This is a genomic window from Streptomyces sp. NPDC048623 (genome assembly GCF_040650755.1).
In the GTDB taxonomy this organism is placed as follows: domain Bacteria; phylum Actinomycetota; class Actinomycetes; order Streptomycetales; family Streptomycetaceae; genus Streptomyces.
In genome coordinates, this window is record NZ_JBEZHV010000006.1 from 33801 (window position 1) to 59285 (window position 25485).

Consider the following 25485-nt stretch of genomic DNA (forward strand, 5'->3'; position numbering starts at 1 on the left):
ACCACCCGATCCGGCTTCCGCACAACGCTGGGCGCTGCCCGCAAACTTTGCCATCGTGATGCCTCGTCAGGGACTTCAGCTTCACCAAGTCCTCCCACAACAAAGGGAATTCGGGGGAATCATGTCTCTTCCCAGCCGGCTCACCCGCCGCGCACGGCTCACGCTCATAGGCGTCGCCGCCGGAGGCGTCGTGGCCGCCGCGATCGCCGTCGTCCCGTCGCTCGCCGACAACGGCGCCTCGGATCCGGCGTCGGCCGCCGGGCAGCAGGAGGCGGCGTACGGGCCGGAGCCCGAGGCCGACAGCCAACTCGTCACCCAGCCCGGCGAACTCACGACCCTGGCCACCGCCACGCTCTCGCGCGACACCATGATCAACCGGGCCCGCACCTGGCTCACGGCCAACGGCGGGGGCCCTGTCCCGTACAGCATGGAGCGCGTCTGGAAGGACGGCTACCGCCAGGACTGCTCCGGCTTCGTCTCGATGGCCCTCGGACTCGGCAAGCCCGGTCTGAACACCGTCGGCCTCGCCGACTCGCGCAACGGCGTCACCACCCGGCTCAGCAGCGTGAGCCAGCTCCAGAAGGGTGACCTGCTGATCGACTACCGGACCGACGACGGCGACTTCCGGCACGTGGTGATCTTCGAGAAGTGGGCCGACACGTCCCACAGCGCCTACTGGGCATTCGAACAGCGCGGTACGTACGGCACGACCCACCGGCAGCTCAGATACGGGATCGGCAACGACCACTACGACCCGTTCCGCCCGGTCAAGCTGGGCAACGGCGGCAGCACGGGCGGGGGCGGTGGGCAGCTCCCGGCCCCGAGCGCCTCCTGGCCCGTGCTCAAGAGCGGCTCGCGGGGCGCGGACGTGCAGTCCGCCCAGCAGCTGCTGACCTCGCGGGGCTACAAGGTCGACGCCGACGGCGCCTTCGGCCCCAAGACCCAGGCCGCGGTGGTCCAGTTCCAGAAGTCCCGGTCCCTGGCCGCGGACGGCGTCATCGGCCCGAACACCTGGTCCAAGCTGATCCAGACGGTGCAGTACGGCTCGTCCGGCCCGGCGGCGAAGGCGGCGCAGACGCAGCTGAACGTCTACGGCTACGCCCTCAAGGTCGACGGCGCGTTCGGCGCGAACACGAAGTCGGCCGTGCTCGCCTTCCAGAAGAAGCACGGCCTGCAGGCAGACGGCATCGTCGGCCCGCAGACCTGGCGGACGCTGCTCGGCAGCCGCTGACACGAACGGCCCCGACGGCCGCCCGTCCTCGTCCGGGCGGCCTCAGGCCGGCTTGCGCCATACGGAGATGTGCTTCGCGGAGTCCTGGGTGAACGGAGCCCCGTCCCAGTCCGCGACGCGCCGTTCGAGCTCTAGCCCGGCGATCCTCGCCATCAGGTCGAGCTCGGCCGGCCAGGCATAGCGGTGCCGGGAGTTGTCGCGACGGTAGCGGCCGTCGTCGCCCTCGCCTTCGCCGTCGCGGGTGAAGTGGTGCGAGACGAGGATCTGCTCGACCAGGTCGAAGGTGTCGAAGCCGAGATGCCGCTCGGAGACGTCGAACGGCACCGCGACCTGGCCGGGCGGCAGGAACCGCAGCGGCGGCACACCCAGCTCGATGACGAATCGGCCGCCGGGCTCCAGGTGACGTGCGGCATTGCGGAAGCACTCGACCTGCTCGTCCTGCGTGAGCAGGTTGGTGATGGTGTTGTAGACGAGGTAGACCAGGGTGAACCCGCCGGGAACGACGGTGGTGGCCATGTCCCCGATGACCACCGGGAGCGTGTCCTCGTCAATCTTGCGCCGCAGCACCGCTGCCATGTGCTCGGACAGTTCGATGCCCACGACCGGCACGCCGCGTTCCCGGAGCGGGACGCCCACGCGTCCGGTCCCGATGGCGAACTCCAGCGCCCGGCCCTCTCCGGCGAGTTCGGCGAGGAAGGCGAGAGTCGGTCCGAGTACGGCGGCGGAGAACATCTCGGCGTCCTCGGCGTCGTAGCGGTCGGCGGTCGCACGGCTCCACAGCTCACTGCTCGTCACGGACGGCCACTCTGCCGGGAATCGAGGGCGCTGTCGACGCATTTTGCGTCCACGAGCGCGACGAGGGCCCGGCGGCCCGGCCGGGCCCTCACTCGATCAGCGGCTTCGGCTCTGCCCCTGGGCCAGCCGGCGTACGTCTCGAACTCGGCGACCGCGAAGCTCCGCCATGCTCCGCTCACGCCGATGACCACGGCTACGCCTTGACTTGTGCGGCCGACCTGGCGGCCTGCTCGATCTTCGCGCGGTGGGCGGCACGGGCTTCGACGTCGATCGGCTTCTCGTGTTCGGGGCGCATCCCGGTCCGGCCGTCGACGCTTTCGCGCAGGATGTCGGCGTGTCCGGTGTGCCGGACGGTCTCGCCCAGGACGTGGATCATGACGGCGAACAGGTTCGTGTTGAGGTGAGGCTCCGGCCACCACGGCACGTGGCCGGGGGCGTCGAGGGCGAGCTCGTCGATCGTCGCGTCCGAGTGTTCCCACGTGCGCCGGTAGAACGCGATGATCTGGTCGCGGGTCTCGTGCTCGGCCGCCCACTGGTCGCTGCCGTCGGAGTCCTGCCACCGGGGCAGCGGTTCCGGGGAGGGGCGGTCGAAGACCTCGCCGAAGTACCTGGCCTCGACGGTGGCCACATGCTTGACCAGGCCGAGGAGGTTGGTCCCGGTCGCCGTCAGAGGCCGGCGGGCGTCGTACTCGGACAGCCCGTCGAGTTTCCAGAGCAGTGCCTCGCGGTCCCGCCGCAGTCTCCCGTGCAGGTTGTCCTTCGCGAATTCATCGATCATGCGGAATGAGCCTTCCTTCGGTTGTTCGTGGTCTCAAGATCCCGTACATGGTCCGCAACGGCCGGCGCATGCTGTTCGGTGCCGTTCTCCGATCCCGTTGAGCAGTTCGGGACGGGGACCCGGGAGGTGGGCGGGTGCCAGAAGTGAATCCAGCCGGCGGTGAGCGCCGCCGCGCCGCCTGCCAGGGCGATGGCGCCGCCTGTTCCGATGCCTGCGGCCACCGCGCCGAAGCAGGCCGGCCCGACGCCCTGCAGCGTCATGCTGCCGGAGCCGAGCAGGCCGAAGGCCTGGCCCTGGCCGTCCGGCGGCAGGGCGTCCAGGAACGGGCGTTGCAGGCCGAGACCGTAGGCGAATCCGAAGCCGCAGAGCAGCAGCAGACAGGACGAGACGCCCACTCCGGGCTCGGCGGCGAAGCCGACCAGCGGCAGTCCCATCAGCGCGGTCAACGGGACCACCAGTCGCTCCCGGGTGGGTGGCCGCAGCAGTCGCCCCACCAGCAGGTCACCGACCAGCATGCCGACCGGCAGACAGCCCATCAGCACCGCGTACCAGCCGGGCGCGAAGTGGCGTCCTCCCGCGTAGGCGACGATCAGGCCTTCCGCTCCCGCTACGAACGCGGGCGGTAGCCACTGGGCCAGCATCAGACGTCGTACGGTGCGTCCGCGCAGCAGCCGGCCGGCACCGTGCAGGCTTGCGCGGACGGCCCCGCCGTCGGACTCTCCCGGCTGCAGTCGGGGCAGCCGGATGCGGATGGCGAGCGCGCAGCCGAGGTAGAGGGCGGCGCTCACCCCGAGTGCCCGGTGCGGGCCGAGTACCGCGACGGCCGCGCCTCCCAGCGCCAGACCGGACAATTGCGCGCCGGAGGCGGCGATGTTGTTCAGTGAACGGCCCAGGACATACGCGTCGCCCTCCAGCCACTGCGCGACCAGCCGACCCGACGCGCCGCTGAACACCGGTGTGGCGAGGGCGACCAGCCCCACGACCCCGAGGCTCGCCGCGACCGGCATCCGCACCAGGGCGAGCAGCAGGGCGGCGGCGCACTCCAGGGCGTAGCCGCCGACGATGAGCGCGCGGGGCGGCAGTCGGTCGGCCAGTGAGCCAAGCAGCAGCGAGCCGAGCAACTGCGGGAGAAAGCCGATGCCGAAGGCCAGTGCGCTCAACAGCGCGGAGCCGGTGGCCGCGAAGACCAGCACCGAGAAGGTGGTGATCCGCAGCGCGTCCGCGGTGATCGCGACGGCACGGGTCGAGAAGAGCAGCCGGAATCGCGGCTCGGCCAGCACCTCCCGGTAGGTGGCACGGTGGTCGCCCTGCGCGGGTTCGGCGGTCGGGGTCATGACGCCCAGCCTCGGCGTGCGCCCGTGCCACTCACCAATGATTCGTCGCTGGACGAATCGGAGCAGAGGTGCCGCGGTAGCCTGGCCGGGTGCTGCGCTTCGAAGTCTCCGTCGATGACCTGCTGCGCAGCCGCTTCGCGCTGTCGCCCGCGCTGGACCTCTGCTTGCTGCTGCGCTCGCTCTCCGGCCAGGGCCGGCCGCTGCCGCGAGCCTGGGCCGCCCGGCTCCTGCCGGCCTTCGAACGGCTTCGCCGCGAGACCGAACTGGACGCCGTCCTCGCCCTGCAGACCCCGCAGGGCGGACCGAACTTCGTCGCCCCGCCCCCGCGCCGCCTCAACCAGACCTGGGCGGACGACCTGGCCATGATCCGGGCCACACCGCTGGAAACGGCCCGCCATGAATGCGCCGCCACCGCGACCGGCCCGTCCGCCCGTGATCCCCGCGTACGCGAGGTGCTGGACTCGCCGGACGCCGTCTCCAGGATCGCCGAGGCGATGGACCGGGCGTGGCACGAGCTGCTCGCCGCGGACTGGCCGCAACTGCGCGCGATCTGTGAGCGCGATGTCGTGCACCGGGTGGGGGTGATCGGTGAACACGGCTGGGCCGCGGCCATCGAGAGCCTGCACCCGGGCATCGCCTGGCGCGCCGGCGGCATCGAGATCGGCTTCCTCCGAGGCGGAACCATCCGCCTCGCCGGCGACGGGCTCCTGGTGATCCCTTCGGTCTTCGTCGGGCATGTCGCCGCCCACATGGAAGACCCCTGGCCCAGGACCTTGATCTACTCGGCCCGCGGCACCGCCGCCCTGTGGGACGGGCAGGAGACCGTCCCCCGGCCGGACGCGCTGACCGCTCTGGTCGGCCGGGCCCGAGCCCGGCTGCTGGTGGCGCTTGACGCCCCGGCCAGTACCAGCCACCTCGCCCGAAGTCTCGCCATGGCACCCGGCGCGGTAGGAGACCACCTCGCCATCCTGCGAGACGCGGGGCTGCTCGTCCGCGCCCGCTCCGGACGGTCGGTGCTCTACCGGCGCACCCCGCTCGGCGAGGCACTGGTCGCCGGTTCGGGCTGAGGGCTCGGATCAGTCATCTGCTGGAGGCCGAGCTGCGGGGGCGGGGCCATGACGTGGTGGCGGTGGACCTGCCCTGCGACGACGACTCGGCCGGGCTGGCCGAGTACGCCGACACCGTGGTCGACGCCATCGGCGATCGCACCGACCTGATCTTGGTGGCCCATTCCTTCGGCGGGTTCACCGCGCCGTTGGTGTGCGACGGCGTGCCGGTGGACCTGCTGTTCCACCACGACACACCGCCGGCACTGGCCGCCGAGGCCCAGAAGCACACGCGCGCACAGTCGGCCACACCGTTCATGAAGCCATGACCCCTGGCCGCGTGGCCGGATGTGCCCACGAAGTTCCTCCTGGGGCGGGCCTGTCAGGCCGTCCGGTGGATCTGCTCGCGGTGGACCGGGTGCGCGAAGGGCCGGCCCGCGGTGTAGCGGGCGAGCTCGTCGGCGGCGGCCGCGGCCATGCGGTGCAGTTCGTTGCCGAGCGAGCCGGCCATGTGCGGGGTGAGCAGGACGTTGGGCAGGTCGTACAGCGGTGAGTCCGCCGGCAGGACGTCGGGTTCGGTGACGTCGAGCACCGCGTCGAGCCGGCCGGAGACCAGCTCCTCGACCAGCGATTCCTGGTCGATCAGCGATCCGCGCGAGGTGTTGATCAGGGTGACGCCGTCACGCATCAGGCTGAGCCGCTCCCGGCTGATCAGGTGCCGGGTCTCGGGAAGCTGCGGGGCGTGGACGCTCACCACGTCGCTCTGTGCGCACAGTTCGTCGAGGGGTACGAGACGGGCGCCGAGGGCCGCGGCCCCGTCCTCGTCCAGGTACGGGTCGTGGACCAGCAGCCGGAGGTCGTAGGGGCGGAGCAGCTCGATCACCCGGCGGCCGATCCGGGAGGCGCCGACGATGCCGACGGTGCGGTGGTAGTTGCCGATGTCCAGGTACTCGGACTCCCAGTCGAACGGGCCACGCCGTTCTCGGTAGTCCCTGCTGATCCGCAGCAGCTTCTTGTTGGCGAACAGCACGGCGGCGACGGTGTACTCGGCCACGGGCAGGGCGTTGAGATCGGCGGCGGAGGTGACCCGGACGGCCCGCTCCCAGCAGGCGTCGGTGATGTGGTGCTTCACGGATCCGGCGGCATGCAGCACCGCCCGCAGCCGGGGTGCGGCGGCGAGCACGTCCTCGGTGATCGGCGGGCACCCCCAGCTGCTGATGATGACCTCGGTGTCGGCGAGGGCGGCGACCGCCTCAGGAGTGGTGAAATCGTCCAGGACGAGCGACGGGTCGAGATCGGCCAGCCGGGTGAGGCGGTCCAGGGTGGGGCGGTCGATGAGCCGGGGCGCGAGCCACGGATGCATGGCAAGAAGCGCCTTGGGGCGGTGGTCCGGCGGCTCGGGGGCGCGCGGTGGCGCGACGGGCGGGTTCGTCCGGTGGGGCACGTGGTTCTCCGGCAGGGGGTCGAAGTGGCGGGGCGGGAGCGTCACTTGACGCTGCCTGCGGTGAGGCCGGCCTTCCAGTGCCGCTGGAGGGCGATGAACGCGACCACCAGTGGAACGACCGCGAGCAGGGAACCGGTGACGACGAGCGGGTAGAAGTCGGGGAACGCGCGGGTCTCGGCGTTCCAGGAGTAGAGACCGAGACTGACCGGGAAGAGCCGGTTGTCGGAGAGCATCACCAGAGGCAGGAAGAAGTTGTTCCAGATCGCGGTGAACTGGAACAGGAAGATGGTCACGTAGCCGGGCATCACCATCGGCAGGCCGATCGACCAGAAGGTGCGCAGCTCGCCGGCGCCGTCGGCCCGGGCCGCCTCCAGGACCTCACCGGGCACGTATCCGGCGCAGAAGACCCGCGCCAGGTAGACCCCGAAGGGGTTGACCAGGCAGGGGATGAAGACGGCCCAGAAGGTGTTCACGATGCCGACCTCGGAGGCGAGCAGGTACATCGGCAGAGCGAGCGCGGTGGTGGGCACCAGCACGCCGAGCAGCACGAGCCCGAACAGCTTCTCCTTGCCGCGGAAGGCGTAGACGTGGAAGGCGTAGCCGGCGCAGACGCAGAGGAACGCGCAGAGCAGGGCGCCGAGTCCGGCGTAGAGCAGCGAGTTGAGGTACCAGCGGAAGTAGATGCCGCCGTCCGCGGTCGCGAGGTCGTGCAGGTTCTGTCCGAGGTGGAAGGCGGACGGAGTGAGGGCGTTGCCGCCGAGCAGGTCGGGGGTGTTCTTGGCGGCGGCGGTGAGCAGCCAGCCGAGCGGCAGCAGGGTGTAGAGGGTGGCGAGCAGGAGCGCGCCGTTGACGGCCGCCTTGGAGAGGGTCCAGGGCCGCCCCGCGCGCGTTCCGGGGGCCGGTCCCGGCCGGGAGGGACGCGTGACGGCCCGCTTCCCGGGTGCGAGGGTGGTCATGCGGCGGCCTCCGCGCGAGGCTGGGACCGGACTCGGGTGGCCCGGGTGATGAGGAACGACAGGGCGGCCGCGACGAGCGCGAGCAGCACGGAGGAGGCGGCGGCGAGGCCGTAGTCGTTGCGTTCGAAGGCCGCTGTGTAGGCGTACATGTTGGGCGTCCAGGAACTGACCACGGCCGGCGTGGTGGCGTGCAGGATCATCGGTTCGGTGAAGAGCTGGAGCGAACCGATCATGGTGAACATGCCGACCATGGTGATCGAGGCGTGGATCAGCGGGATCTTGATGCTGAGGGCCGTCCGCAACGGGCTCGCGCCGTCCACGACCGCGGCTTCCAGCACCTCGCGGGGGATGGCCTGGAGCGCCGCGTAGAAGATGACCATGTTGTAGCCGGTCCACTCCCACACGGCGATGTTCACCACGGCGGGCAGGGGATGGCCGAGCAGGTCGAGCCGGCCGCCGGCCGAGTCGAGCGCGCTGATCACCGGGCTGATGCCGGGGGTGTAGAGGTACGTCCAGATCAGGGCGGCGATGATGCCCGGTACGGCATGCGGCAGGAACAGCGCCAGTTGGAAGAAGCGCTTGGCCCGGGCGAGGGCCGAGTCGAGGAGCAGGGCCATGACCAGCGACAGGCCGAGCATGAGGGGGAGGTAGATCAGGCAGTACCGGCCGATGGTCAGGAATCCGTCCCGGTAGGCCCCGTCCCCGAGCGCCCGGGTGTAGTTGCCGAGACCGGTGAAGACCGTCTCGGCGTCCCCGAATCCCAGTCCGGAGCGACGCTCGGTGAACAGGCTCAGGTGGACCGCGTAGCCGATCGGGACCAGCGTCACCGCGGTGAACAGCGCGAAGAAGGGGGCGAGCAGCAGCGCCGGGGCCCCGCGCCTCCCGCGCCGCCGCCCGATGGCGACGGCGCGGGAGGCGGTGGTGTCGGGCCGGCTCACTGGGCGACCTTGAGTCCGCGGTTCTTCATCTCGGTGAGAGTGGCCTGCTGGGACGCGTCGACGGCGGACTGGATGGTGCCGCCCGCGCCGAGCTTGCCGAAGGCGTCCTTCATCGAGGAGTTGGTGGTGCCCATGGCGGGACCCCAATGCCAGCCCTGCTTGACCGACTTGGCGGCGTCGACGAAGACCGCGTAGATGTCCTGGCCACCGTAGAAGTCGGTGTTGAACGCGGCCCTGGCCACCGGTACCAGGTCAGGGGAGGCGGGGAACATCGAGGAGGTACCGGAGGCGATGCGGGCCCGGATCCCTTCCGGGGTGGTGGTCGCCCACGTCGCGAACTCCACCGCGGCCCTGGCCTTCTTGCTGTCCTTGGAGACGGCGAAGGTGGAGCCGCCGAGCATGCCGCCGGCGGGCTTTCCGTCCCAGGTCGGGACCGGGGCCACCGCCCACCTGCCCTTCGCGTCGGGGGTGTCGGCGAGCGTGCTCCTGAGCACGCCGCCGCCCCAGGCGGCCCCGACGTACCCCGCGGTCTCGCCCTTCTGCAGCGAGGCCGTCCACTGCTGGCTGAACGACGCCTGGGAGTGGACCAGGTCGTCGGAGACCAGCCGCTGCCAGAAGTCGGTGACCTGCTTGGTCTCGGGGCCGTCGAGGTCGACGGTCCAGGTGTCGCCGGACGCAGCGAACCAGCGCGCCCCGTTCTGCCAGGCCAGTGCCTCCAGGACGCCGGGGTCGTCCGGGAAGAAGGTCCCGATCCGGGTCTTCGGTGACATGGCCTTGAGCTTCTCGGCAGCGGTGCGGTACTCGTCCCAGGTCTTCGGCGGGGCGGTGATGCCCGCCTTGGCGAACAGGTCCTTGCGGTAGAAGAACGCCTGCGGGGCGGCGTCGAGGGGCAGCGCCCAGGTGCGCCCGCCGAGGGTGGTCAGCTCGACCGACTGGGGCAGGTACTTCGCCTTGAGCGTGTCCGGAACGAGCGGGGTGATGTCCTGGACGGCGCCCTGGCTGACGAAGTCCGGCAGGGCACCGTACTCGACGTTGTACACGTCGGGGGCGTTGCCCGCCTTGACCGCGTTGGAGATCTTGGCGTAGCCGCCGGCGTTGCCGGACGGGATCTGCTCGAAGGCCACCCGGACGTCCTTGTGGGAGGCGTTGAACGCCTTCACCACGTCCTCGGTGCCCTTGGCCCATCCCCAGAAGGTGATCGTGACCGGGGATCCGCCCGCGTCGTCGCCGGCCGGGTCACTGTTGCCGCAGGCCGCGACCAGCCCCATCGACAACGCGGAGACGGTGACGGCGGCGGCGAGCCGGAGGGTTCTGCGACCGCGGCGTGAGCTGCTTCTGAAGGACATGGCTCGGCTCCTGTGGATGGGGCGGCGCGCCCGTGAGGGAGGGGCCCCGGTCGGCGAACCGTCGCCGGCCGGTGCGAGTGGCGCCATCGTGCGACTCCCTCTGATCGAAGTCAAGAGATTCAGATCAAATGAGCCCATGTGATCACCCAGGGGTGGCGCCCCAAGGGGAACAACCCCTGATTTCAACAGGATTGATGGCAGCTCAACCTGGCGGTTGTCAGAGCATTCGGTCGATCCCTTGACGTTCGATCTGACTCTCCCTAGATTCGGTCCGCCTGATCGGACCAAGGAGCGGCCCCATGTCCTCGATCCCGCTTCCGCCGGAAGACCGCGTGCTCAGCCCGTACACAGGCTGGACCAGACGGCACTGGGAGGCGGTCGCCGACGGGCTGTTGACGGCGGTCCTGCGCCACGCCGGTCCGGAACACGCCCTGATCTCCCTGCCCGGTCCCCGCCCGAGCATCTCGGGGACGCGCTCGGACGGCCTCGAGGGGTTCGCCCGGACCTTCCTGCTGGCGGCCTTCCGGATCGCGGGGGCCGGCGGCGACGATCCGCACGGCTTCCTGCCCCGCTACGCCGAGGGTCTGGCAGCCGGGACCAGGGCCCCGACCACCGACCCCGACCTCACCCCGGGCGATCCCGCCTCCTGGCTCGCCATCGGCGACCGCGGCCAGGCCATGGTCGAGGCCGCGTCGATCGCGCTCGCCCTCCGGATCACCCGCCCCTGGCTCTGGGACCGGCTCGACGAGCAGGTGCGCGAGCGGACGCGGGCCTGGCTGACCGGCGCCCTGCGCCACACCCCCGTCGACAACAACTGGTGGCTCTTCCCGTTCACGGTCGGGGGCTTTCTCGCCGACGCCGGCGCGGACCAGGACGGCGCGGCGCGGGCCGCCGTCGCCCGCGGACTGGCGAAGATCGAGCAGTGGTACCTCGGCGACGGCTGGTACACCGACGGCCGTCCGCGCGCCTTCGACCACTACAACGGCTGGGCCTTCCACCTCTACCCCGTCCTGCACGCCCACCTCGGCGACGACACGCGCCTGCTCGATGTGTACGGTCCCCGGCTCGCGGCGCATCTCGACGGCTATGCCCGCACCTTCGGCGCCGACGGCTCCCCGATGCACCAGGGCCGTTCCCTCACCTATCGCTTCGCCGCCACCGCGCCCCTGTGGGCCGGAGCCCTCACCGACAGCACCCCGCTGGCACCGGGCGCGACCCGCCGTGTCGCCTCCGGCGTGCTGCGTCACTTCATGGACCGCGGCGCCCTGGACGAGAACGGGCTGCTCACCCTGGGCTGGCACGGCCCCCACCTGCCACTCGTGCAGGAGTACTCGGGGCCCGCCTCGCCGTACTGGGCGAGCAAGGGCTTCCTCGGGCTCCTCCTTCCCCCCGGACATCCGGTGTGGACGGCGGTGGAGGAGCCGGCCCCGGTCGAACGCGCCGACGCCGTGGTCCCGCTCCCGAGGCCCGGGTGGCTGATCCAGTCCACAGCCGCCGACGGAATCGTCCGGCTCCACAACCACGGCAGCGACGACCAGCCCGCCGATCACGTGGAGCCCGACAACCCGCTGTACGCCCGCCTCGCCCACTCCACCGTCACCGGCCCGGTCCTCGACGGCACGCCCGACAACCACTTCGGCGTGCTGGTCGGCGGCGAGCTCAGCCGGCGCGGCCGGATCAGCCCCTTGGGCGCGGGCGACGGCTGGGCCGCCTCCGCGCACCACCCGCGCGTCCGGGGCGGTGAACTCCCCGGAGTCACCGTCACCTCCGTGGTCCTGGTCGCGGGAGCCGACGAGGTCCACGCGCACCTGGTCACCGGGGCCCACGCCGGCACCGAGGTGCGGCACAGCGGCTGGGCGGCGGCGGGCACGGCGGTCGAGGAGCGCGCGGACGGCCTGTCCGCCCGGGTCGTGGCCACCACCGCCGACGGCACGCGACTGCTCTCGTCGATGGAGAACGTCCACGGCTTCACCGCGGCCGACACCCACCCCCTGCCGGCCGGCACCGCCTACGGAACGGTGGGCGCGGTACCCGCCCTCGACGGCCGGACGAGCGGTGGGGACTCGCTGTTCGTCGGCACGGCGAGGCTGACCGGCACCGGGTCCCAGTCCCACGCGGCACTCCGCGTGCGCGTCACGGGAACCCGGATCCGTGTGCACCGGCCCGATGGCACCGAAGTCGAGGCCCTGCTCGCACCGGAGGCCGTCACCGTGACCGTACGCAAGGCGAGTTGACCGCCGTACGAGGGGATCAGCCGACGCCGCCGCAGGAGGTACGGATCTTCAGCTCCGGCAGCAGCTCCACATGATGCACCGGCAGTCCCGCGTCGCCGCTGTCCAGCCGGCGCAGCAGCAGTTCGAGGGCCGCCCCGCCGACGGCCCGCTTCGGTGGGGCCACGGCGGTCAGCGGCGGCGCGGCCAGGGCCGCGAACACATCGTCGTACGAGATCATCGCCACGTCCTCGGGCACGCGGAGGCCACGCGCACGCAGGATCGGGACGAGCTGGATGGCCTCCTGGTCGTTGTGCACGAGAACCGCCCGCACCCCTTGCGCGACACCCTCGGCGATCCGCTCCGCGACGGCCTCGGAGTCCTGGCCGGGGTGCTCGATGCCGATCACCGGTTGCGGCTCCAGACCGAGCAGCCGCACGCCCTCGGCGTAGCCCGCGCGCACCTGGAAGGCCGTCCAGGTGTCCTGTCGCGCGGCGAGCATCACCGCACCGTGACCGAGTCCGGTCAGGTGGCGCAGGGCGAGGATGACGCCGTGGCGATGGTCGGACGCCACCGAGTCCAGGCCCGCCCCGGCACTGTCGGCAGGGGCGCGGCGCTCCACGAGGACGGTGGGCAGGGGGAGTTCGCCGATCCAGGCGCCGACGCCGCCGGGGCCCTCCGGGGTCCAGTTGGGGGTGACCAGCAGACCGTCGACACCGGACTCGAGCAGCTGCTCGGCCTGGGCGCGGTCCTCTGTGGCCCCGTAGGGCGCGATGCCGAGGACCAGGCGCGCCCCGGCGGCGGTCGCGGCCGTGCGGGCACCGTCGATGATCTCGTCGAAGTACGAGCCGACGGTGGGCACGAGCATGCCGATGACCCGGTCACGACCGGTGGGGGCCGGCGCGGCCGCTCCGCGCGGCAGCGACACGGCGCCGTGCGAGCGGTGCAGCAGCCCGTTGTCGGCGAGCGCGGCGATGTCCCGGCGTACGGTGACGGCGGCGAGCCCGAGGCGCTCCGCGAGGTCCACCACGCGGACCGTACCGAGTTCGCGGACAGCATCAAGGATCCGCGCCCGACGTTCCTCGGCGGTGAGAGCCATGATTTCCCCTGCCTGCCGCGCGTACGTGGGCGAATCGCCGCTGTGCGCGGCCCCTGTCAGATCAATTTGTATCATTCGATCGGCGTGGTGCGGCAGGCGTGCGCTGCCGTCGGGCCGGGCGAACGGCGACGGTCCGTGCCCGGCGGTGGAGACCGCCGGGCACGGACCGTCGGTCAGCGGGCCGGGACTCAGCCGTCACCGCCCGCCCTGACCGTCAGGTAGTCGATGTTCGGTCCGTCGTTCTCGGCCGCCGTGAGCCGGACGGTGTTGGCCCCCGCCTTCAGGGGCACCGTCGCCGTCACGTCGGACCAGGTGGACCACGACCCGGTGACCGGGTAGGTGCTCGTGCTGATCGTGCGGCCGTTGACCGACAAGGTGAGCGGGCGGACGCCGGACAGCAGTGCGTAGCGGATCGCCAGGGTGTGGTCGCCGGCATCGGCCGCGTTCACGGTCCACTCGATGAAGCTTCCCGCTCCGGACGGGTAGTTGACGTAGGCATCGCCGCTCTGTCCTCGCGCCAGTGTCTCCACCGACGCACCGCTCAGTACCGCGTCCTCCGCCTCGCAGCGGATACCGGGCCGGCAGTCGACCGTGATCCTCTGGTGGGTCAGGGCGGTGGCGGACAGGCCCAGGTAGCCGGTGGTCGCCTCACCCGTGATGTCGTACGAGCCGGGCCTCAGGCCGGCCGGGGCCAGCAGGGTGTACGAGATCTTCAGCGTCTCGCCGGGCGCCACGCTCCGTGCGGTGGTGGGAGAGGACGGCTTCAGCGTGAACCCGGCGGGCGCCGTCAGCTTCACCTCGACGTCGGTGGCCGGGGCGGCGCCGTGGTTGGTGAAGGTCGCCGTGAACGGGACCTCAAGGCCCGGGCTCGCCTTGACGCCGTCGACGGACAGGGTCAGGGCGCCCGTCAGCGGGCACCCGGAGCCGGTTTCGGGGGCCGGGCCGAGGTCGTCGACCACGAGTTCGTCCACGGTCACCGCGCCCCTGCCGCCGGCCGAGGTCAGCGCCAGGTACGCGTCGCCGCACGCCTCCGCGCCGGTGGAGAACACCGTGCCGTACTCCTTGCCGGGCGCGCTGTCCTGGGGAGGCGCGCTGTCGTCCCAGCCCGCGGGCCGGGGATCGGCTGCGGACGGCCAGCTGTCCAGCGCGCGGTCGGTCGTGGCGGGCAACGGGTCGTCGACCAGGGCCCGGTCCCCCGCACCCGCGCCGCCCGAGCGGACCTGCAGCCGGTACTGGCCGGCGCGGTCCGACTGGTACCTCAGCCCGACACGGTAGGTGCGGCCCGGCTTGAACTCCAGCGTCTGCGGAACGGTCCGCCACACCTCGCCGCTGCCGATCTGGAAGGACTTGAAGGAGAAGTCGCCGCTGATGGTGTCCCGGGTGTAGCCCTCGTGACGTTCCGCGCGGTGGCTGTGCGGGTTGTCGCTGCCCGAGCCCTCGCTGTTGACGAACGGGCCCCAGGCCCGGTCGGCCGCCTCGAAGTCCTCGTAGAAGTAGTGCTCCGCGGCCTTCGGGGAGACCTTCGTGGGGGTGACCCGTACGTCGGCGAAGTCGGCGGAGGTGCCGTCCGCGCCCGCGGCGCCGGACAGGCCGATCTCGGCGGTGCCGTGTCCCTCCGGCACGGTGAAGGTGACGGTCGCCTTCTGGAACCGGGTGCCCGACCAGACGTTGACCGGGTCCTTCAGGTCGGCGGGCGAGGTGTCGGTGGACCGGCTCACCGGTGCGGCGCCGGGGGCGTCCACCGCGAGCGTGGCCGTGCGGCCGCCCGTGACCCGGACGTACGCGGAGGCCGCGTAGGTGCCGGGCGCCAGCCCCTTCAGGGTCTGCGTCAGCCGGCCGGCCTCCGGGCCGTCGAAGCGTGCGAACTGCCAGCCCTTGGCGCTGGTCTCGATCCGGGCGTCGCCCTCCCGTGACCAGGCGTCGAAGGTGTGGCTGTTGAAGGAGCCGTCCTTCACGATCGCCCCCTCGCCCCAGACGGTCTTCTGATGCGCGGCCTTGTGCCGGTAGAGGACGTACGCGGTGCGGGCGTCGGCCGTGATCGTGACCGTGCCGTCCTCGACCTTGAGGACGGTGCGGTCCTGGCGTCCGGTGTCCGTGAGGCGGTACAGCACGACGGAGTCCTGGCCCCGCCATGCCGGGGGCAGCTTCCATGTGCTGGTGCCGCCCGCGTCGTTCCAGTGGTAGATCTTGTCCTGCTTCTTCGGGTCCCAGGGCAGGAACAGCGTGTCGCCCTCGGCGAGCTTGGTGTCGCCCTGGAAGAGCTGCCAGGTGCCGGACGCGTCCGTCGAGTACACGCCGTCGGTGAAGTCGACCCTGTGGTCCGTCCACCGGGTGATGGGGAAGTGCTGCATGAACTTGGTCGGCAGGTTGTTGGTGAAGATCTTCCGCTGCCAGGCGTCGAGGTCGGTCTGCCCCATCCAGCCGCCGTACGAGAGGTTCGACAGGCCTTTGAGGAGCGTGGCGTCCTTGCGGTACCAGATGTCGCGGTCGGTGTTCTGGATGAAGCGGACGATCTGCGACCGGACCCCGTTGCCCTCGTACTGTCCGGCACGGTGGTACCAGAGCGTGTCCCGGTCGAGGTAGTCCTCGAACTCGGTGTGCACCATCCAGCCGTTGCGGTGCTGGAGCCGGGCCAGCTGGTAGGCGTTGTAACCGCGGCCGAAGTACACGTCGTTGTAGATGAACGACAGGCCGGGCACGTCGGCGGCGAGGGCGTCGAGGCGCCTGCCGAAGGCGCCCGACTGGACGTCCTTGTCGCGGTTGATGTGGTACGAGACGTCCCGGTAGATCCAGCCGGTGTCCTTCTCGCCGTTGGTCATGTCCCAGCGGAAGTTCTTCGCGTCCGGGTACGCCTCGGTGGAGTTGATGTGCACGCCGACGGCGGCACCGTACTTCTTGGCCTTCTCGACGAGGAGTGCGAGGTCCTTCCGGCCGCCCGCGCCCTCGTTCAGGTGCCCGCCGTAGTCGGGATGTCCGTTGTCGTGCCCCTCGGCCTGGTAGCCCTTCAACTGGACGAGCTGACCGAGCCCGTCGGTGAGCAGACTGCCCTTCTTGATGTCGTCGAGAACGCGGGTGAAGGGGTGGCTGGCGAAGCTGTTGGTGTTGTACTCGATGTTGGAGACCACGTAGTCCTTGGTCTTCTCGGCGCCCAGCGGACGGTACATGATCTCCCGGTACGCCATGGCGCCGTCCTGCCAGTCCACGGCCGCGTCGGCGTTGCGGTCGCCGGTGAGGACGACCTTGGCATGGGGAAGTTCGGTGGGCTCGGGGTCCTGGCCGGCGACGGGCTCCGGCCGCCAGGTCCAGGTGCCGCTGGACACCGAGGTCGACTTCGTTCCGTCGGTCTGCGTGGTACGGACGAGCAGACGCGACTGGTCCTCCAGCGAGTTGGACTCCACGGAGGCGGCGAGCCGGCCCGTGGTGAGGATCGCGTAGCTGGTGCCGCGCGGTGCCGCGTCGAGCGGGGCGTCGACGAGCGCGGTGTGCCGGTCGATGTCGGTCTCGGATTCGTAGGCGCCGCTGAACGCCAGTCGCGCGTCGGCGAGTTCGGCACCGGGCTGGTCGGCGTGCGCGGAGATCAGCCCCTGGTCGGGGATGGCGAGGGTGCGGAGCTTCTCGGCGCCGCCTTCCTCGATGCCCGTGACGTTGAACGTCAGGACGTGGCCGCTGACCGACAGCCGCGCCCGGAGCGTGAGACTCAGCTCACCGACCTGGAGCACGTAGTCGACGCCGTCGGCCCCGGCCGTGCTGTGCACGGTGGGGGTGTACGCCTTCCCGTTGACGACGATCTGGTCGGCACCGCCGGCGCGGCCGTACAGGACCGAGCCGTCGGCCGTCCATGTGTAGCGCTGGACGGCCGGGAAGGCCGGGTCGACCTGGACGGTCATCTCCGGCGTGGAGAGGGTGAGCGAGCCGGTGTCCGCGTACGCGGTACCCGTGGTCGCCGCGTGCAGGGGAGCGGTCACGGCCAGACAGGCCACCGCCGCGGCAAGCCTTCGGGGTATGCGTGGTCGTGCTCTTCGGGGCATGGGGAGTTCCTCCGTGATTCCCTGGGGACGGCGGCCCATGCTGCTGAGGGGGAAAGAGAGGAATCAACGAGAACTGCGCGACGACCAGGGAGACGCGCCGCCGCAGGATGCCCGCACCACCAGCCTCGGCCGCAACCGCACCTGGTGCACGGGACCGGTTCCGTCGTCGGCGAGCCGCTGCAGCAGGAGCTCCGCGGCGAGCCGTCCCAGGCGGTGCTTCGGCGGGGAGACAGCGGTGAGCGGTATCTCGGCCACGTCCGCGAACTCGTTGTCGTAACTGATCAGGGCGAGGTCCTCGGGCACCCGCACGCGGGCCCGGCGTGCGGCCCCGAGCAGCAGTGCGGCCTCCCGGTCGCCGAAGCACAGTGCGGCGGTCGCCCCGTCGGCCCTGATCATGTCGACGGCCATGTCGGCCTGCTCGGCATCCCAGTCGTCCCTGGACTCGCTGACGGGAACGGTCTCCGGCAGACCCAGCTCCGCCACCGCCTCGTCGAAGCCGCTCGTGATCGCCGCGGCGTGCGGACCGTCGCCGCGCAGCAGCAGAGCGATCCTGCGGTGCCCGAGGTCGTACAGGTGCCGCACGGCGTCATAGGCACCGCTCTCGTGATCCGTGCACACATGCTCGGTGGTATCACGTGACCCGGCCGCGGCAAGCCGGCGCTCCATCAGCATCACGGGCACGGGCAGCCGCATCAACTCGGCGGCGCGCTCGAGCGGATCGGCCAACTCGTGCAGGAGGGGCACCAGAAGGAGCCCGTCGACGCCGGACCCCACGAGACGTTCGACCGCTTCGCGTTCGACGGCCCGGTCGTACTGCGAGCAGGCGAGCACCATACGCGCACCGGCCGCCGCCAGCGTCATCTCGACGCCCTGGAGCACCCGTGGGTAGTACAACGATGTCGTCGGCACCAGGACCCCCACCACCCGGCCGGGGGAACGGCCTTCGCCCGGCCGTACCGCGGCGAAGGTCCCGGCGCCCTGGCGCCGCTCGATCAGCCGCTGCTCGACCAGCACTTCGTAGGCCCGCCGGACCGTGGTCACCGAAAGCCCTGTCTCGGCGGCCAGCGCCTGCTCGGTGGGCAGCTTGCTGCCCTGGGGCCAGGTCCCGTCGAGAACCCTCCGTCGCAGCTCGGCGGCGAGTCGCCGGAACTTCAGCTCGCGTGCGGACTGCGGTCGGGCTTCCATCCACTCCCCCGTTCACAGAGCTCGATCGCTGACCCGTCCGGCCGCCCGGGGCGCAAGCGGGGTGCGGTCCGGCGCACGGCCTCTTTGAAGTCATCCTCCCCTTCCCCCGCCGTCAGCGGTCTCCCGCGAGGTCGAGATCGCGCCTGGGCGCCTCCGCCGGAGCTTCCACCGGCCGGGGGCGGCGCCACGGGCGGGCGAGGGGACGGGACACCCCGCGCCACCACGGGTCCTCGGGCAGCTTGCCCGCGGGCTCGAACGGGTCGCCGGGACGAGGGAACGCCGCCGTCTGGCCGGCCTCCTCCGCCTCGTCCCTGGTCCACTCCCCCGGCTCCGCCCACGGGTGCGGCGCCAGATTGAAGGTGCCCCAGTGGATCGGCAGCAGCACACCGTGCGGGCGGCCGCCCTGGAGGTCGAGGTGGGCGCGCAGGCCCTCGGCGGGGGTCATGTGGATGTCGGGCCAGTACTCGGAGTAGGCGCCGATCTGGATCATGGTGGCGTCGAAGGGGCCGTGGGCGGCGCCGATGTCCTGGAAGCCGGAGAAGTAGCCGGTGTCGCCGCTGTGGTAGATCCGGTGCTCCGGGCCCTCGACGGCCCAGGAGGCCCACAGGGTGTGCTGCTGGTTGCGCAGGCCGCGGCCGCAGAAGTGGCGGGCCGGGGTGGCGGTCAGGCGCAGGTCGCCGACCTCGGTGGACTCGTTCCAGTCCAGCTCGCGCAGCTGCGCCGGGGACACGCCCCAGTGCTCCAGGTGGGCGCCGACGCCGAGCGGGACCGTGAAGAGGGTGTCGGTACCGGCCAGGGCCTTGATCGTCGGGAGGTCGAGGTGGTCGTAGTGGTCGTGGGAGATCACCACGACGTCGACCGGGCCGAGCGCGGCGAGCGGCGCGGGGACCGGGTGCAGGCGCTTGGGCCCGACGAAGGCGAAGGGCGAGCAGCGCTCGCCCCAGACCGGGTCGAAGAGCACCCGGCGCCCGTCGATCTCGGCGAGGACGCTGGAGTGGCCCATCCAGGTGAGGCGCAGGCCGGTGGCCGGCGGCTTGGCCAGGTCGGCGATCGTGGTCGGGTGCACGGGGATGCGGGCGTGCGGGGCCCGGTGCGCCCGTGCCTCCGCCTCGAAGTAGATCTTGGCGAACTCCAGGGTCGAGCCTGACGGCCGGGTCCTGGCCTGCTCCGGGTTCTGGAAGACCCCGTCGGCGAAGTTGGGGGAGCGGCGGATGCGCTCCAGCCGCTCTCCGCTCGGGTCGGCGCCGAAGGCCGCGGGGCGCAGCGCGCGCAGCCGGGCCCGGAGCGAGGGGTCGGAGCCAGTGCGGGTCACAGGGCCTCCTGAGGTTGGGGGTCCCTTCATTATGGGCGGACCGCCGGTTCCGGCGCCGTGGCGATCAGGTGTTTGTCATGTGCCGGGCGCGGCGGTCCCGCTTATCCCGCCCGCCACGATGCCCGCGGCCCGTGCGGGACACGGGCCGGGCCGGGCCGGATCGGGACCGTGGCCGGGCCGGCGGGACCGGCAGGACCGGAGCGGGACCGTGGCCGGGCCGGCAGGACCGGAGCGGAACGGCGCCGCACGGCACAGCACGGCGCCGCACAGCCTCAGAGGAGCTCGTACACCGCCGTGACCGTCACGTGCTCCTCGATCTCGCCCGGTGCGAGCGGCACGCTCGCGCCGCCGTCGGCGGAGGCGGCCGGGGCCGCGCCCTGCGCCGGGCGGACGCTCTCGCCCTCGGTGAGCGAGACGAGGCGCCCGAGCCGCCGGCCGCTGAGCTCGGCGTGCTGGGCGGCCTTGTCGTGGGCGTCGCGGTGGGCGGCCTCACGGGCGGTGGCGCGCAGCGCGGTGGGGTCGGAGACGTCGAAGACGACGCCGTTCACCCGGCCCGCGTCGCCGGTGGCGTCGTTGGCGGCGCCGATGACCTGACCGGTGCGGTCGATGTCGCGGACCTTGACGGAGAAGATCTGCCCGGCCTGGTAGCCGGTGACCTTGCTCTCTCCCCCGGCGGTCTGGGTGTAGACGGGGGTGAGGGACAGGTTCTCGGTGCGGATGTCACGGTCGGCGACGCCCTGGGCGTGCAGCGCGGCGACCAGGGCCTTCGACGCCGTGTTCTGGGCGCCCATGGCCTCCTTCGCGGTCTTGCGGCCGGCCTCGACGGCGACCGAGATCACCGCCAGGTCGGGCGCGGCGGCGGCCCGCCCGCTGCCGGTGACCGTCACGGTGCCCGGCTCCGCGGCCCGTACGGCGGCCGGCGGGGCGACCGCACCCGGCGCGGCGGCGGTCGCGGGGGCCGCGGCACCGAACAGCACGCCGCCGAGGGCGGCGCCGACGGCGAGGGCGCGAATCGTTCCGGCGAGGAGTGTCGCTCGCGCTGCCGCTGTCGGTCTCGCGGGCAGGTCGTGTGGGTGACGGGGTGTCATGGAGGTTCCCTTCGCGGGTGGTTCCGAGTTCACGGCCTGGCCGGATGTCGGCGTTCCGGCCGCGCACATCCCACCAGCAGTCGCCCGCCCCGCCCCCGCGCCACGACCGTACGACGGCGTCCTTCACCTCTCCGTACCAGGGCCTGAGCGGCTCGGGGAGGGCGACGGGCCGCCGCGGCAGCCCGTCGCCGCCCACGCCCCCGGCCCGGTACGGGCGTTGTCAGTGCCGCTTGGTAGAACTTCTGACATCGCCGTCCACGCCGTCCGGCGGCCCCTCTGGTGTCTGGAGCGTTCATGACCATCGGGAATTACCTGCGGGTGTTCCACGACCTGCCCGTGTTCGAGTTCCCCGCTCCCGGCGGGGAGGCCCAGGCGGCCTCGCTGCCCGATCCCGCCTCGGTGGCCTGGCGGCTCTCCGCGCCGACGTACAGCGAGCCGGAGGACGAGGAGTGGGAGCAGCTCTTCCCGCGCTTCCTCGACACCGTGGACACCACGAAGGTCCGGGCCGTCGTCGTCGGCGGCTGGGACGAGGCGTACGAGAACTCCTCGGCCGCCATCGTCGAGGCGCTGGTCGCGGCCAAGGACCGACTGCCCGCCCTGGAGGCGGTGTTCCTCGGCGACATGCTGTCCGAGGACTGCGAGATCTCCTGGATCATCCAGTCCGACGTCACCCCGCTGCTCGCCGCCTACCCCGGGCTGCGCACCCTCGCCGTGCGCGGTGCCAGCGGACTCGCGTTCCCGCCGCTGCGACACGAGGGCCTGCGCCGGCTCGTCGTGCAGAGCGGCGGTCTGCCGGCCGCCGTGGTCCGGGACATCGGTGCCTGCGACTTCCCTGCCCTGGAGCACCTGGAGCTGTGGCTCGGCCGCCAGGACTACGGCAACGACTGCACGCCCGCGGACCTGGAGCCGATCCTGGCCGGCACCCGGCTGCCCGCGCTGCGGTATCTGGGACTGCGCAACAGCGAGACCCAGGACGACGTGGCGGCCGCCGTCGCGAACGCCCCCGTCGTCGCGCGCGTCGAGGAACTGGACCTGTCGATGGGCGAGCTGACCGACAAGGGCGCCGAGGCGCTGCTCGCGGGGCAGCCGCTCACCCATCTGAGGCGGCTCGACCTGTCGCACCACTACCTGTCCGAGGAGACCGCCGAGCGGGTCGCGGACGCCCTCGCGCCGCACGGCGTCGACGTGGACGTGAGCGACCGGCAGGTCCCGGACGAGTACGACGGCCGGCTCTACCGCTACACCGCGGTCGGCGAGTGACCTCCGCCGCGGACCTCCGCTCGGGCCTCCCTTCGGGCCTCCGCTCGGACCTCGAATCGGACCTCCGCCTCGCCGTCGTCGGCAACGCCGGGAGCCGCCGGGTCCGGTTCTTCCTGGACGCGGTGGCGGCCGCCGGGCTGCCCGCGGCGCGGGTGGTGCCGTGGCTCGACGTGCTGCGCGGCACGGCGGTCTTCCACGCCGGCGAGACCGTCCGGGTGGACACCCCCGGGGAGGACCCGGAGGTGGACCTGCTGCTGCGCGGCGAGGAGGACCCGACCCGGGTGGAGGGTTCGCGGCGCTGGTACGAGCGGTTCACCGACGCCCTGCCGGAGCTCGCCGCGCGGGTGGCGGCGGCCGGGGCGGTCCTGGTGGACGACCCGGCCGAGACGCCCGTCCTGTTCGACAAGCGGCTGACCCACGGGCGGCTGCGGGCGGCCGGCGTCCCCGTGCCGGACTCCCCCACCTCGGGCTCCGGCGCGCCGCCCGTACGGGGCTGGGCGGACGTGCGGGCGCTGATGGCCGACGCGGGACTGGCCCGGGTGTTCGTGAAGCCCGCCCACGGGTCGTCCGCCTCGGGCGTCCTCGCCGTGGAGACGGCGGGCGGCGGCCGGGCCCAGGCCACCACCTCGGTGGAACGGGCCGCGGACGGGCGTCTGTTCAACTCGCTGCGGGTGCGCCGCTACGGTACGGAGGCCGAGGTCGCCGCCCTGGTGGACGCCCTGGCCCCGGACGGGCTGCACATCGAACGCTGGATACCGAAGGCCGCGCTCGACGGCCGGGCCGCCGACCTGCGGGTCGTGGTGGTCGACGGCCGGGCCACCCACGCGGTGGTCCGCACCAGCCGCTCCCCCCTGACCAACCTGCATCTGGGCGGCGCCCGCGGCGACCTGGCCGCCATCCGGGCGGCGACCGTCGCGGCCGGCGGCCGGTTCGCCGACGCGCTCGACGTCTGCGAGCGGGCCGCGGCCGCCTTCCCCGGCACCCGGTGCGTGGGCGTCGACCTGCTGCCCGCCGCCGGCTGGCGGCGCTTCTCGGTCGGCGAGGTCAACGCGTTCGGCGACCTGCTGCCCGGCCTCACCGGACTGCCGGGCGGCGCCGCCGAGGGCCTGGACACCTACGCCGCCCAGGTCGCCGCCCTGCTCCGTACCCGTACCCGTACCCGCACTCGTACCCGAACGACTGTCACCACTCCGAGCACCACAGGAACCAGCACGCCGTGAACACCCCGACCGCAGACCCCGGCCCCACGCTCGACATGAACGAGATCGTCGGCAGCCACGACCTGCTCCTCGTCACCCTCGACACCCTGCGCTTCGACGTGGCCGCCGAGCTCGCCGCGGAGGGCCGCATACCGAACCTGGCCCGGCATCTGCCGGGCGGGGCCTGGGAGCGGCGGCACGCGCCGGGCAGCTTCACCTACGCCTCCCACCAGGCGCTGTTCGCGGGCTTCCTGCCGACCCCGGCGACACCCGGGCCGCACCCGCGGCTGTTCGCGGCCCGGTTCGCGGGCAGTGAGACCACCGCCGACGGCACGTATGTCTTCCACGACACGCCCGACCTGGTGTCGGCGCTCGCGCACGAGGGCTATCGCACGGTGTGCATCGGCGGGGTCGGCTTCTTCAACAAGCAGCCGCCGCTCGGCACGGTGCTGCCCGGCCTGTTCCAGGAGAGCCACTGGGAGCCGTCCTTCGGGGTGGCCTCGCCGACCTCCTTCGCGTCCCAGGTGGCCAGGGCCGAGGAGGTCGTGGCCGGGCTCCCCCGGGACCGCCGGCTCTTCCTCTTCGTCAACGTCTCGGCGCTGCACCAGCCCAACTGGTTCCATCGGGAGGGCGCGACCCGTGAGGCCGGCGACTCCCGGGAGACCCACGCCGCCGCCCTGGAGTACGTGGACCGGCACATCGGGCGCCTGTTCGCGGCGATGAGCAGCCGGCGCGCCTGCTTCACCATCGTCTGCTCCGACCACGGCACGGCCTACGGCGACGACGGCTTCACCGGGCACCGGCTCGGTCACGAGAGCGTGTGGACGGTGCCGTACGCGCAGTTCGTGCTGCCCGCCCCGGGTCGGGACGAGAAGGAGTCGGCCGCGTGAGCACCACGACCGAGACGGTCCGCCCGTACACCGGTTACGTCTACGCCTATCCGCACAAGACGGCCTACCGCCCGCTGCCCGACCGGCCCGCGCTCGCCGGACTGTGGGCGGACGAGCCGAAGGACGCGCTGTCCCTGTACGCGCACATACCCTTCTGCGAGGTCCGCTGCGGCTTCTGCAATCTCTTCACCCGGATCGGCGCCCCGGACGAGCTGACCACCCGCTACCTCGACGCGCTCGACCGGCAGGCCACGGCCGTGCGCGAAGCGCTCGGCGACACGGCGCCGGTGCGGTTCGCCACGGCCGCGTTCGGCGGCGGCACGCCCACCTTCCTCAGCGCCGCCGAGCTGGACCGGCTGTGCGACATCGCCGAGCGGCGCACCGGCGTGGACCTGCGGGCGGTGCCGCTGTCCGTGGAGACCTCGCCGGCCACCGCGACCGCCGACCGGCTCGCCGTGCTCGCCGAGCGCGGCGCGACGCGCCTGAGCATCGGCGTGCAGAGCTTCGTCGAGTCGGAGGCCAGGGCGGCGGTGCGGCCGCAGCGCCGGGCGGACGTCGAGGCGGCCCTCGGCCGGATCCGCGACACCGGTGTCCCGGTCCTCAACATCGACCTGATCTACGGCATCGACGGGCAGACCGAGCGGTCCTGGCGCCGTTCCCTGGACGCCGCCCTCGCCTGGCGGCCCGAGGAGCTGTATCTCTATCCGCTGTACGTCCGGCCGCTCACCGGCCTCGGCCGCAAGGGCCCGGCCGAGAGCGACCGCGCGTGGGACGAGCGGCGGCTGCGGCTCTACCGGTACGGCCGCGACCACCTCCTCGCGCACGGCTACGAGCAGGTGTCGATGCGCATGTTCCGGCGCGCGGACGCGCCCGCGCTCGGCCCCGACGACCACGCCTGCCAGACGGACGGCATGATCGGCCTGGGCTGCGGCGCCCGCTCGTACACCTCGCGGCTGCACTACTCCTTCGACTACGCGGTGGAGATGCGCGAGATCCGCTCGATCATCGACGCCTACACCGAGACCGCCGACTTCTCGCGGGCCGAGGTGGGCCGCCCGGTCGACGACGGCGAGGCGCGCCGCCGGCATCTGCTGCAGTCGCTGCTCCAGGCCGCCGGGATGCCGCTCGCGGAGTACGCGGCCCGGTTCGGCGACTCGCCGTTCGCCCATTTCGGGGACGAGCTGGCCCGGTACGAGGAGCGCGGCTGGCTGGACGCCGGCGCCCCGGCCGGGCTGCTGCGGCTGTCCCCGGAGGGCCTGGCGCACTCGGACGCCCTCGGCCCCGAGCTGTTCTCGCCGGCGGTACGGGCGGCCATGGCCGCGTACGAGGCCAAGTAGGGGGGCAGC

20 protein-coding genes are annotated in these 25485 nt (G+C 72.3%); 8 read left to right on the forward strand and 12 right to left on the reverse strand.

Going from position 1 to position 25485, the window contains the following annotated elements; translation table 11 throughout:
• Positions 1-121: 121 nt before the first annotated feature.
• The gene (locus AB0C73_RS10870; RefSeq protein WP_362527342.1) at positions 122-1231 is read left to right on the forward strand and encodes a peptidoglycan-binding protein; all 1110 of its coding nucleotides are present in this window, start codon (positions 122-124) and stop codon (positions 1229-1231) included.
• 42 nt (positions 1232-1273) lie between these two features.
• On the opposite strand, the gene AB0C73_RS10875 is transcribed toward AB0C73_RS10870, so the two are convergent.
• The 3 genes from AB0C73_RS10875 to AB0C73_RS10885 all read right to left on the reverse strand — a co-directional run bounded on the left by AB0C73_RS10875 (position 1274) and on the right by AB0C73_RS10885 (position 4138).
• A complete protein-coding gene (locus tag AB0C73_RS10875) occupies positions 1274-2026 on the reverse strand; it encodes a class I SAM-dependent methyltransferase (RefSeq protein WP_362527345.1) in 753 nt (250 codons plus the stop codon).
• Between the two features lie 193 nt (positions 2027-2219).
• Positions 2220-2804, reverse strand: coding sequence for a DinB family protein (locus AB0C73_RS10880; RefSeq protein WP_362527347.1), 585 nt, complete (start codon positions 2802-2804; stop codon positions 2220-2222).
• The gene (locus AB0C73_RS10885; protein ID WP_362527349.1) at positions 2801-4138 is read right to left on the reverse strand and encodes an MFS transporter; all 1338 of its coding nucleotides are present in this window, start codon (positions 4136-4138) and stop codon (positions 2801-2803) included. Before AB0C73_RS10885 ends, AB0C73_RS10880 begins: the two co-directional genes overlap by 4 nt.
• An 89-nt stretch (positions 4139-4227) precedes the next feature.
• Here AB0C73_RS10885 and AB0C73_RS10890 point away from each other — a divergent pair, with 89 nt between their 5' ends.
• Complete coding sequence (locus tag AB0C73_RS10890; protein ID WP_362527352.1) at positions 4228-5205, forward strand: winged helix-turn-helix domain-containing protein; 978 nt, start codon at positions 4228-4230, stop codon at positions 5203-5205.
• Positions 5206-5225: 20 nt separating this feature from the next.
• Complete coding sequence (locus AB0C73_RS10895; RefSeq protein WP_362528007.1) at positions 5226-5513, forward strand: alpha/beta hydrolase; 288 nt, start codon at positions 5226-5228, stop codon at positions 5511-5513.
• 53 nt (positions 5514-5566) lie between these two features.
• Here the strand turns inward: AB0C73_RS10895 and AB0C73_RS10900 are convergent, their stop codons facing one another.
• The 4 genes from AB0C73_RS10900 to AB0C73_RS10915 all read right to left on the reverse strand — a co-directional run bounded on the left by AB0C73_RS10900 (position 5567) and on the right by AB0C73_RS10915 (position 9868).
• The gene (locus AB0C73_RS10900) at positions 5567-6547 is read right to left on the reverse strand and encodes a hydroxyacid dehydrogenase (protein ID WP_362528010.1); all 981 of its coding nucleotides are present in this window, start codon (positions 6545-6547) and stop codon (positions 5567-5569) included.
• A gap of 122 nt (positions 6548-6669) precedes the next feature.
• Positions 6670-7584: a carbohydrate ABC transporter permease gene (locus tag AB0C73_RS10905; RefSeq protein ID WP_362527354.1), complete on the reverse strand. Its 915-nt coding sequence runs from the start codon at positions 7582-7584 to the stop codon at positions 6670-6672.
• Positions 7581-8483: a sugar ABC transporter permease gene (locus tag AB0C73_RS10910; RefSeq protein ID WP_362528012.1), complete on the reverse strand. Its 903-nt coding sequence runs from the start codon at positions 8481-8483 to the stop codon at positions 7581-7583. Before AB0C73_RS10910 ends, AB0C73_RS10905 begins: the two co-directional genes overlap by 4 nt.
• Before the next feature lie 35 nt (positions 8484-8518).
• Positions 8519-9868: a sugar ABC transporter substrate-binding protein gene (locus AB0C73_RS10915; protein ID WP_362527356.1), complete on the reverse strand. Its 1350-nt coding sequence runs from the start codon at positions 9866-9868 to the stop codon at positions 8519-8521.
• Positions 9869-10167: 299 nt separating this feature from the next.
• Between AB0C73_RS10915 and AB0C73_RS10920 the strand changes: the two genes are divergently transcribed.
• Positions 10168-12102 carry a DUF2264 domain-containing protein gene (locus tag AB0C73_RS10920; protein WP_362527359.1) on the forward strand — a complete coding sequence of 645 codons (1935 nt, stop codon included), beginning with the start codon at positions 10168-10170 and terminating at the stop codon, positions 12100-12102.
• A 16-nt stretch (positions 12103-12118) separates the two neighbouring features.
• Here AB0C73_RS10920 and AB0C73_RS10925 read toward each other — a convergent pair whose 3' ends face one another.
• The 5 genes from AB0C73_RS10925 to AB0C73_RS10945 form a co-directional block, all read right to left on the reverse strand.
• Entirely contained in the window at positions 12119-13177 is a 1059-nt protein-coding gene (locus tag AB0C73_RS10925) for a LacI family DNA-binding transcriptional regulator (RefSeq protein WP_362527361.1), read from the reverse strand.
• A gap of 188 nt (positions 13178-13365) precedes the next feature.
• Positions 13366-17142: an endo-alpha-N-acetylgalactosaminidase family protein gene (locus AB0C73_RS10930; protein WP_362527364.1), complete on the reverse strand. Its 3777-nt coding sequence runs from the start codon at positions 17140-17142 to the stop codon at positions 13366-13368.
• A 126-nt stretch (positions 17143-17268) separates the two neighbouring features.
• Positions 17269-18390: a substrate-binding domain-containing protein gene (locus AB0C73_RS10935; protein WP_362527366.1), complete on the reverse strand. Its 1122-nt coding sequence runs from the start codon at positions 18388-18390 to the stop codon at positions 17269-17271.
• A gap of 112 nt (positions 18391-18502) precedes the next feature.
• Positions 18503-19702 (reverse strand): MBL fold metallo-hydrolase, encoded by a 1200-nt coding sequence (locus AB0C73_RS10940; protein WP_362527368.1) that lies wholly within the window; start codon positions 19700-19702, stop codon positions 18503-18505.
• Between the two features lie 272 nt (positions 19703-19974).
• Entirely contained in the window at positions 19975-20790 is an 816-nt protein-coding gene (locus tag AB0C73_RS10945) for an SIMPL domain-containing protein (RefSeq protein ID WP_362527370.1), read from the reverse strand.
• A 294-nt stretch (positions 20791-21084) separates the two neighbouring features.
• Here AB0C73_RS10945 and AB0C73_RS10950 point away from each other — a divergent pair, with 294 nt between their 5' ends.
• The 4 genes from AB0C73_RS10950 to AB0C73_RS10965 all read left to right on the forward strand — a co-directional run bounded on the left by AB0C73_RS10950 (position 21085) and on the right by AB0C73_RS10965 (position 25476).
• Positions 21085-22050 (forward strand): STM4015 family protein, encoded by a 966-nt coding sequence (locus tag AB0C73_RS10950; protein ID WP_362527372.1) that lies wholly within the window; start codon positions 21085-21087, stop codon positions 22048-22050.
• A 113-nt stretch (positions 22051-22163) separates the two neighbouring features.
• Positions 22164-23270, forward strand: a complete 1107-nt coding sequence (locus AB0C73_RS10955; RefSeq protein ID WP_362528015.1) for an STM4014 family protein — start codon at positions 22164-22166, stop codon at positions 23268-23270.
• Positions 23271-23305: 35 nt separating this feature from the next.
• Positions 23306-24139 carry an STM4013/SEN3800 family hydrolase gene (locus AB0C73_RS10960; RefSeq protein ID WP_362528018.1) on the forward strand — a complete coding sequence of 278 codons (834 nt, stop codon included), beginning with the start codon at positions 23306-23308 and terminating at the stop codon, positions 24137-24139.
• A complete protein-coding gene (locus AB0C73_RS10965; RefSeq protein WP_362527374.1) occupies positions 24136-25476 on the forward strand; it encodes an STM4012 family radical SAM protein in 1341 nt (446 codons plus the stop codon). The genes AB0C73_RS10960 and AB0C73_RS10965 overlap by 4 nt, the downstream gene beginning before the upstream one ends.
• Positions 25477-25485: the final 9 nt, after the last annotated feature.

Coding starts and splice junctions, on each gene's coding strand:
- AB0C73_RS10870 (WP_362527342.1), top strand. CDS start 122: ATGTCTCTTCCCAGCCGGCTCACCCGCCGCGCACGGCTCACGCTCATA.
- AB0C73_RS10880 (WP_362527347.1), bottom strand. CDS start 2,804: ATGATCGATGAATTCGCGAAGGACAACCTGCACGGGAGACTGCGGCGG.
- AB0C73_RS10885 (WP_362527349.1), bottom strand. CDS start 4,138: ATGACCCCGACCGCCGAACCCGCGCAGGGCGACCACCGTGCCACCTAC.
- AB0C73_RS10900 (WP_362528010.1), bottom strand. CDS start 6,547: ATGCATCCGTGGCTCGCGCCCCGGCTCATCGACCGCCCCACCCTGGAC.
- AB0C73_RS10905 (WP_362527354.1), bottom strand. CDS start 7,584: ATGACCACCCTCGCACCCGGGAAGCGGGCCGTCACGCGTCCCTCCCGG.
- AB0C73_RS10915 (WP_362527356.1), bottom strand. CDS start 9,868: ATGTCCTTCAGAAGCAGCTCACGCCGCGGTCGCAGAACCCTCCGGCTC.
- AB0C73_RS10920 (WP_362527359.1), top strand. CDS start 10,168: ATGTCCTCGATCCCGCTTCCGCCGGAAGACCGCGTGCTCAGCCCGTAC.
- AB0C73_RS10925 (WP_362527361.1), bottom strand. CDS start 13,177: ATGGCTCTCACCGCCGAGGAACGTCGGGCGCGGATCCTTGATGCTGTC.
- AB0C73_RS10935 (WP_362527366.1), bottom strand. CDS start 18,390: ATGGAAGCCCGACCGCAGTCCGCACGCGAGCTGAAGTTCCGGCGACTC.
- AB0C73_RS10945 (WP_362527370.1), bottom strand. CDS start 20,790: ATGACACCCCGTCACCCACACGACCTGCCCGCGAGACCGACAGCGGCA.
- AB0C73_RS10950 (WP_362527372.1), top strand. CDS start 21,085: ATGACCATCGGGAATTACCTGCGGGTGTTCCACGACCTGCCCGTGTTC.
- AB0C73_RS10960 (WP_362528018.1), top strand. CDS start 23,306: ATGAACGAGATCGTCGGCAGCCACGACCTGCTCCTCGTCACCCTCGAC.